We start from the raw sequence: 3,770 nt of genomic DNA on the forward strand, positions 1-3,770 counted from the left end.
ACTGACTCGCAAGACCTTATCTTTTTCAAAATCCATAGAAATGCATGACAGAGTCATTGGGTATTATTTGAACATTCGTCACTATCAATAAATTGGAATCATGACCAAAAAAAGATAAGTGAACCAGCTAAGATAAAAGGAATATTTTTTTGCATTGCCCCAGAAATTGCAGCTACCCAAGGCCGTTTGGTAAAATTTTGCATAGCAGGTGCAAATGAGTCAGATAACCAAGACATAAATGCTTGCATTTTGTATCTCTCTTTAATTTTTCCTCTGAAATTCCCTGGTGAAATTTAATTTAAAAAATTAAGTTAGTTTTTCAGGGTATTTATGGCTAACTCGAGTAATGCTTTACCATCTAATCTTCCATAGATTTCTTGTGGTACTACCAATACAGGAATATGATAACGGTCGGCATGTTTCTGAAACTCTTTTTGCTGTGAAGCATAGTGTGGCCCAAGGAATAAAATATCGATGACAGAAAAATACTCTGCAACCTCACTTTCACTTCTGGCTTCAACAGTGACAGGGATGGCCTTATCTTTTGCTGCATTGCGGGTTCTGGTTGCCAGCATTCCGCTAGAAATACCTGCACCGCAGCATAACATAATAAATATCTTCTTCATGTAATCCTCTTTTTATTGATTTGTTCATTGATTGCTGTTTTGTGATGTGGATACACTCTCTACCATTTCTTTTGCATATTCAAATTAATATTTGCACTCATAGAGGGCAGGTTTTTATTTTTAAATAAAAATATTGGCAGTAATATGTACGCATTAAACTGCAAGTTGCAATTTACAACACTATATGAAATCACACGCACCTTGGAGTTATATGGGTATAAAATAATTATTTTTAACTTTATGGGTATTGTTATGCTAAGAATTAAACTGAAAGATTTATTAAATTACCTATTAACCCAGAAGGCCCCTGTTTCAGCATTAAAATTATCTCAAGTTTTGGCAATATCAATAAGATCTGTAAAAAATTATGTTGCGGAAATTAATGGGTTTTATGAGCGAAAAATTATTATTTCCAGTCGGCAGGGATATTTGTTGTCACAAAATTTATCATCGCAAAATATAGTAAATCAGTTAAATTGCCAGAAAAACAGTTTACCCAAAACGTATCAGGAAAGAGCACACTTTATTATTAAGGCTATTTTGTTATTTAAGAGAAGCAGTAATATATATGACCTCAGCAATGATTTATGTATAAGTGATTCTACGTTAAAGGCATTAGTATACAAGATGAATGCATCATTTCAACGCTTCAACGTGAAATTCTTATGTAAAAACAGTCATATTGAAATATTAGGCACAGAGCATGATTTAAGAAAATTAGTTTCTTACACGATCTTTGAACAAACAAGCTATCGTTTTATTGACTCCAAAGTATTGGAGAAAATATTTGAAGAAAAACAAGTGAAAGATGTTGTTGAAATAATGACCAGTATTTTTGATAAATGGGAATTGTATCTTAGTGACTTTTCGTATACCAATCTTATTTTACACTTCCTGATATTGATAGAACGCTTGAAAAAGGGCAGGTATCTGGAGAATCAATCATTACCTAGAGAAAATAGTGATCTAAGATTGATCTCTGATGAGTTATGCGACAAACTCCAACTTTGTTTTGGCATTCTTATTCCTGAAAATGAAAGAAGATCTTGCTATCTTTTTTTGAAAACCAATACAAACCTTAATAAGGTAGATAATGAAGTCATTGATTTAGTTGGCGCTAAACTTTATCAACTGACTCGGCAATTAGCTGAGTCCGTGCAAGAAAATTACCTGATTGATTTAGCCTCTGATGATTTTATTTCTTTGCTGTCCTTACACTTGTCAGGGTTACAAACAAGGTTGAAACATAAAATCTATACTAAAAATCCCATGTTGGAAATAATCAAAAAGGAATGCAGAATCGTTTTTGATATTGCTATTTTTATCTCTTTGCAATTGAATAGCTATTTCAATAATACATTAAATGAAGATGAAATTTCTTTTATTGCATTACATGTTGGGGCTGAGTTTGAACGGCAGAAAAGAAATATTACTAAAGTGAGAACTGTACTCTTGTGTCCGAGTTATCGTGGAATTGAAAATAAAATTTACCATCAGCTACTACGTGATTTTGGTGATGAAATAAATCTAATTAAGATTATTTCCCAGCCTGCTGAATTGGAAGGTATAGAGTTTGCGTTATTGATTACGACAATAAATTTTTCTCCAGAACGATATTGTGAAACTGTCTACATATCCCCTTTCCATTTAAGAGATAAGCATTCTGAATTGATGGAAAAAATTGACATAGCCAATGCGAACCGGAAAAGGGCCACATTAATCCGAAATATTGATTTATTCTTTGATCCCGAACTTTTTCTTTTTAATCCCAATTTTCGCAATCGGGATGAACTTATCGAAATAGTGTGCCAGAAAATGTTAGCGAAGGGCTATGCTGAAGCTGATTTTATCAACGCTGTGTATGAGCGTGAACATGCATCTTCGACAGCTTTTGGCATTTTAGCGTTACCTCATTCGATCAAACTGGATGCGGTGAAAACCTGTATCGCTGTAGTCATCAGTCCAAAAGGCATACGTTGGGGAAAAGATGAACGAGTACATGTGGTGTTTTTGAGTGCAATAAATCGGGTTGACAGGACGTGTTTTGCTGAGAGTTACGATGCGCTGTTAGATATCTTTAATCACGATGGTAGCGTTATTGGTGCACTTGGTAAAATCACTGACTTCGAAAAGTTTCGAGATATTTTAATTGAATATCACCATCATTAAAGAAATGAATTCCCAGAAGTATAATGGCTATTTGGTTGATATAAAATAAAAAACCACCTACCAAAGTGGTTTTTTCGATGGACAAAAGAGCTGATCATAGATTTTCTTCGATAACTGCTCAGATTGTGGGACAAAGTTTTTCGCAGTTAGTTTAATTGAGGATCTAAAATATCTATTACTTTAGTGAGTATTTCATCAACAATGCCAGGCGTAGCCTGCGCTGAATAGGTAGCTTTGAGTTCATTCAAATCAAGTGAGCGGATTTGGTAACAAAGCACAACACCGGTAATTTTTCCAGTATCGGTACTTGAGCCATCAAGATATACGGTGACAGCTTCAGAACGTGCTATTCCTCCTCTACTGGTAATTGGAACGCAAAGTGCAGTACCTAGCTTTTGATTTAGTGCAAATTCAGAGATAACCAGGTAGTAATGCGCCCCTTTAAACTCTCTGTCGCTAACGGGATCGCCATTAGCGTGCCAGATTTCGCCTTTACTTGGGAAGTTCCTTCTACGTACCATTAAATCACCTCATTACCAACAGGATGAGAATTTATGTCGTCGGCTGTTGCTTCGTTGAAAGTCTGTATTTCTGTTTCATCGATGCCCTGCAACAGTTCAGAAAGAGACTTCCGGCCTCTGGCAATTCTACCCGTTGGTTTGATGCTTATTGTGTCGCCTGATGGTGTTATATCCAATGTCATGCCTACAGACCATCCCATTACTGTTGCAACATCATTATAAAGAATTGTGTATATAACATATACATCATTAATCATATTCCGTTGAGTTTAGATCATGCCTCATAACCGATTATAGAATACAAAACTGTATCTTTAGTTTAGCTTCCTGAATTGAAATATTCGGGTCGTGACATCAATTTATTGAATCATGTATAGTATGCCTATTTGGAGAACATTCAGATGGCAAAGATTGATGTGACCTGTCCCTCTTGTTGTGCAGTTAAAGGGATCCA

6 protein-coding genes are annotated in these 3,770 nt (G+C 35.3%); 2 read left to right on the forward strand and 4 right to left on the reverse strand.

Annotation, left to right across the window (positions count from 1 at the left end; genetic code table 11):
• A partial coding sequence (locus IQ211_RS18265) for an IS1 family transposase (protein ID WP_228011616.1) occupies positions 1-91 on the forward strand: 91 nt, incomplete at its 5' end.
• 7 nt (positions 92-98) lie between these two features.
• On the opposite strand, the gene IQ211_RS18270 is transcribed toward IQ211_RS18265, so the two are convergent.
• Positions 99-248 carry a hypothetical protein gene (locus tag IQ211_RS18270; RefSeq protein WP_189761262.1) on the reverse strand — a complete coding sequence of 50 codons (150 nt, stop codon included), beginning with the start codon at positions 246-248 and terminating at the stop codon, positions 99-101.
• Positions 249-311: 63 nt separating this feature from the next.
• Positions 312-626, reverse strand: a complete 315-nt coding sequence (locus tag IQ211_RS18275) for a PTS sugar transporter subunit IIB (protein WP_189761261.1) — start codon at positions 624-626, stop codon at positions 312-314.
• A 144-nt stretch (positions 627-770) separates the two neighbouring features.
• Between IQ211_RS18275 and IQ211_RS18280 the strand changes: the two genes are divergently transcribed.
• Positions 771-2,795 (forward strand): BglG family transcription antiterminator, encoded by a 2,025-nt coding sequence (locus tag IQ211_RS18280; RefSeq protein ID WP_189761260.1) that lies wholly within the window; start codon positions 771-773, stop codon positions 2,793-2,795.
• Positions 2,796-2,941: 146 nt separating this feature from the next.
• Here IQ211_RS18280 and IQ211_RS18285 read toward each other — a convergent pair whose 3' ends face one another.
• Positions 2,942-3,316 (reverse strand): type II toxin-antitoxin system PemK/MazF family toxin, encoded by a 375-nt coding sequence (locus IQ211_RS18285; RefSeq protein ID WP_189761259.1) that lies wholly within the window; start codon positions 3,314-3,316, stop codon positions 2,942-2,944.
• Positions 3,316-3,516: an antitoxin gene (locus IQ211_RS18290; protein WP_311062224.1), complete on the reverse strand. Its 201-nt coding sequence runs from the start codon at positions 3,514-3,516 to the stop codon at positions 3,316-3,318. Before IQ211_RS18290 ends, IQ211_RS18285 begins: the two co-directional genes overlap by 1 nt.
• Between the last annotated feature and the right edge of the window lie 254 nt (positions 3,517-3,770).

The sequence above is a fragment of the Xenorhabdus griffiniae genome, from assembly GCF_015163655.1.
Classification (GTDB): Bacteria; Pseudomonadota; Gammaproteobacteria; order Enterobacterales; family Enterobacteriaceae; genus Xenorhabdus; species Xenorhabdus griffiniae.